Raw genomic sequence first — 4,127 nt, 5'->3', positions numbered from 1 at the left:
CCGCGGGGCCGGCGGATGCTCCTCGGGCCGGCGGGCGGTCGGCGGGGCGTTCGGCCCTGGCCCGAACCGAGCTGAGCCAGAGCAGCCCGGCCTGGGCGCGGCGCGCTGGTGACACGGCCCAGGCCGTTGCGACCTGGGCCGTCGTGCTCGGCGCCTCCGGTGGCGCCCCGGTGCTACCGCCCTGCGCGCGCCCCGGGCGGCGAGGCCGAGGCTGACGGGGCCCGGCGGACGCCCCGGGAGGGCCCGCCGTCGCCCGGGGCGCGGGGCCGCCCGCTCCGGCTCCGTCAGGTCAGGAAGTCGCGGGCGATGTTCTGCGCCACGCGTTCCAGCAGCGGGCCCGCCTCCGCCATCGAGCGGGCCGGGTCCGGCTCCAGGTCGGCCAGGGCGTACGCGCGGCGGATGCCGGCACCGCCGAGGACCTCCGGGGGCAGGGCCAGGCGGCCGCAGACCGCGATGACCTCGATGTTCTTCGCCCGCGCCGCCGCCGCCACACCCGCCGGCGCCTTCCCGTGCAGGGTCTGCGCGTCGAGCGAGCCCTCGCCGGTGATGACCAGCGTCGCCCGGGACAGCGCGTCGGCGAAGCCCAGGACGTCGAGCATGACCTCGATGCCCGGGCGGAAGCTCGCGCCGAGCGCGATCAGCGCGCCGTAGCCGATGCCGCCGGCCGCGCCCGCGCCGGGCGAGTCCGCCGGCTCGGGGCCGAGTACGGACGCGTAGTGGGCCAGCGCCGCGTCGAGCGCGGCCACGTCCTCCTCGCTCGCGCCCTTCTGCGGCCCGTACACCGCCGCCGCGCCCTTCGGGCCGGTCAGCGGGTTGTCGACGTCGCTGGCCAGGACCAGGTCCACATCGGCGATCCGCGGGTCCAGGCCCGACAGGTCGGCCGTGGCCAGGTCGCTCAGCGCACCGCCGCCGGGGCCGACCGGCTCGCCCGCCGCGTCCAGGAACCGCGCGCCGAGCGCGGCCAGCATGCCCGCGCCGCCGTCGGTGGTGGCGCTGCCGCCCACGCCGAAGACGATCGTGCGGGCGCCCGCGTCGAGCGCGGCGCGCAGCAGCTCCCCGGAGCCGTACGTCGTCGCGGTGAGCGGCGCGAACACGCCCTCGGGGAGGTGCTGGAGGCCCGAGGCCTCCGCCATTTCGACCACCGCGGTGCCCTCGCGCAGCGCGAACGCCGCCGTGAGCTGCTCGCCGAGCGGTCCGGTGACCCGTACCTCCCGGCGCTCGAACCCGGCCGCCACCGCCGCCGCCACCGTGCCGTCGCCGCCGTCGGCGACGGGCAGGGCCTCGACGCTCACGTCGGGGACGACCCGCCGCAGCCCGGCCGTCACCCGCTCCGCGACCTGCACGGCCGTGAGCGAGCCCTTGAACTTGTCCGCCGCGACGAGCACGCGGGCGGTCTCAGTTACTGCTCCGTCCGTCACCTTGCTATCCCTTGCTTTCGAACAGGCAGTCGCGCCGCCCCGACCATATCCGCAGGAAGGGGCCCCTGCCCATGGGCGTCCGGCGTGGCACGGCGCACCGAACGGCGTGCCAACCCGATTTGTCATCTTTTGACGCCCATAGTGGGTCGTCATGCGCACCGACCTGATCGAACAGCTCCATGGCCCTTCGTCTCGCATATCAGTGAAAACCGCCTAAATCTCCCATACTCGACCACGGGAAGTGGGTAGACCCGACGCATGACGCCACACAGCACGCACACGGCCGACCGGATCCTCGGCGGCTGGCTGGGCCGAATCGCCGGCAACATGCTCGGCAAGCCCGTGGAGCGCGGCGACTACTGGACGCGGGCCCGCATCGACCGCTACCTGCGGCTGACCGGCGCCCTCCCCCTCACCGACTACCTGCCCGAGCCCCCGCCCGCGACGGACGGTTTCGAACTGCGTCCCGAATGGCGTCACTGCGTACGGGGCCGGATCAGCGGCAGCTGCCGGGACGACGACGTCGACTACGCGATCCTCGGTCTGCACCTGCTGGAGACCCACGGCTTCGCCTTCACCACCGAGGAGGTCGGCGAACTGTGGCTGCTGCGCCTGCCGTACCTGCAGACCTTCACCGCCGAGCGGGCGACGTACCGCAATCTCGCGAACGGCCTGCGGCCACCGGTGACCGCCACCTTCGAGAACCCCTACCAGGAGTGGATCGGCGCCCTCATCCGCGCCGACATCTTCGGCTGGACCAACCCCGGCGACCCGCAGCGGGCGGCCGCGCTGGCCCGCCGCGACGCGGCGCTCTCGCACACCGGCAACGGTGTGTACGGCGCGATGTGGGCGGCCGCCCTCATCGCCGCAGCGTTCACCGCGTCCGGGCCGCGGGCGGCTCTGGAGGCGGCCCTGGAGCGCGTACCCGCGAGCAGCCGGCTCGCCCGTACGGTCCGCCACACGCTCGCCCTGCACGCGGCCGGGGCGGCCTGGGAGGACACGCTCACCGCGATGGACGAGGAGACCGGCCGGCTCGGCTGGATCCACGTCGTTCCGAACGCCGCCGTCATCACGGCCGGACTGCTGTACGGCGAGGGCGACTTCACCCGGACCGTCGCGCTGACCGTGCGCGGCGGCCTGGACACCGACTCCAACGGCGCGACGGCGGGCTCGGTGGCCGGCGTGCTGTGCGGAGCGGCCGGAATCGGGCGGCAGTGGACCGAACCGCTGGAGGACACGGTGCGCAGCGCGGTGTTCGGGTTCGACGGCGTACGGATCACCGAACTGGCCCACCGCACTGCGCGCCTGGTGCTCGGCTGAATCCCGCCTGTCCGTCAACCGCCCCGGCCCCTACGGTCTGTTGACCCGGCGCCTTCACCCGGTGTTGCACCGGAGTGCACCGGGCGGACCACAGCGCGGCCCAACGTGTCGGGCGTACCCCTTCTCCTCCGTCCCGCTCCGCTTCCCCTTCTCCCGTCCTCCGCTCCCCCGTTCCCCCGTCCCGCCTGCCGTACCGCTCCGTTCCCCGACGAGACCTGGAGAGCCCATGCGTACATTCGCCCGTGGATTCCTGACCGTCCTGGCTGCCGGGGCCCTGGTGGCCCAGGGCACCGTCGCGGCGGGAGCGGAGGAACCGAGGACCGGGCGCCTGCCCACCGAGATAAAGGGCGGCGCGTGGAAGGCCGGTCACGTGCAGGGCGTGGCCGTGGACCGCCACAAGGGCTTCATGTACTTCTCGTTCACCAACCTCCTCGTCAAGACCGATTTGCGCGGCAATCCGGTGGGTTCCGTGTCCGGGTTCACCGGGCACCTCGGCGATCTCGACTACAACGTCAAGGACGGGCGGGTCTACGGGTCGCTGGAGTACAAGGCGGCGAAGGCGTTCTACATCGCGATCCTCGATGTGGACCGGATCGACCGCATGGGCATGGACGCGCGGACCAGCGACGTCGTGTCGACCGTCCACCTCAAGGAGGTCGTGGACGACTACACGGCCGACATGAACGGCGACGGGAAGTTCGACGGCGACACCGCCAACACCCCCGACCACCGGTACGGATGCAGCGGCATCGACGGGGTGGCCTTCGGGCCCGAGTTCGACCGCAGCGGCCGTACCAAGCGCGGCAAGCAGGTGCTGACGGTCGCGTACGGCATCTACTCCAACGTCAGCCGGCAGGACAACGACCATCAGGTCCTGCTCCAGTACGACGTGCGCAAGTGGCGCGGGTTCGAGCGTCCGCTGCCGGAGAGCGCGCCGCACACCAGCGGCCCCTCGGACGTCGACGGGAAGTACTTCGTCCGGACCGGCAACACCCGCTACGGCGTGCAGAACCTGGAGTACGACGCGCACTCCGGCAACTGGCTGATGGCGGTCTACAAGGGCGCGAAGCCGCAGTTCCCCAACTACTCGCTCTTCGTCGTGGACGGTGCCAAGCGCCCGGAGACCGGGCCGGTGACGGGGCAGCCCCGGCCGGAGCGGGGCGAGCTGCTGCCGCTGCTGCGCAAGGGCCTGCACCACGAGGCGTCCGGCACGTACGGGTGGCAGTCGGGCGGTCAGTACGGCCTGGTGTCGCTCGGCGACGGCCGGTACTACCTGGTGGAGTCGGGGACGGTGGTGGAGGACGGCGTCACGAAGCAGACCGCGCGGGCGCTGCTGCACCGGTGGACGGGGCAGCCCCCGACACCGTTCCGGGCCGTGACCGGCTAGGG

General features: G+C 73.2%; 3 protein-coding genes. 2 read left to right on the top strand and 1 reads right to left on the bottom strand.

Going from position 1 to position 4,127, the window contains the following annotated elements; all coding sequences use genetic code 11:
- Positions 1-284 precede the first annotated feature (284 nt).
- A complete protein-coding gene (locus E2E34_RS32065) occupies positions 285-1,418 on the bottom strand; it encodes a glycerate kinase (protein ID WP_244316326.1) in 1,134 nt (377 codons plus the stop codon).
- Between the two features lie 258 nt (positions 1,419-1,676).
- Between E2E34_RS32065 and E2E34_RS32060 the strand changes: the two genes are divergently transcribed.
- Entirely contained in the window at positions 1,677-2,738 is a 1,062-nt protein-coding gene (locus tag E2E34_RS32060; RefSeq protein WP_138905358.1) for an ADP-ribosylglycohydrolase family protein, read from the top strand.
- A 226-nt stretch (positions 2,739-2,964) separates the two neighbouring features.
- Complete coding sequence (locus E2E34_RS32055; RefSeq protein ID WP_138905357.1) at positions 2,965-4,125, top strand: hypothetical protein; 1,161 nt, start codon at positions 2,965-2,967, stop codon at positions 4,123-4,125.
- The last annotated feature ends 2 nt before the right edge of the window (positions 4,126-4,127 follow it).

This window comes from Streptomyces albidochromogenes (assembly GCF_005981925.1).
Taxonomy (GTDB): Bacteria; Actinomycetota; Actinomycetes; order Streptomycetales; family Streptomycetaceae; genus Streptomyces; species Streptomyces albidochromogenes.
Note: the sequence above shows the minus strand (reverse complement) of the source record. Positions and strands in the feature narration are given on the sequence as shown.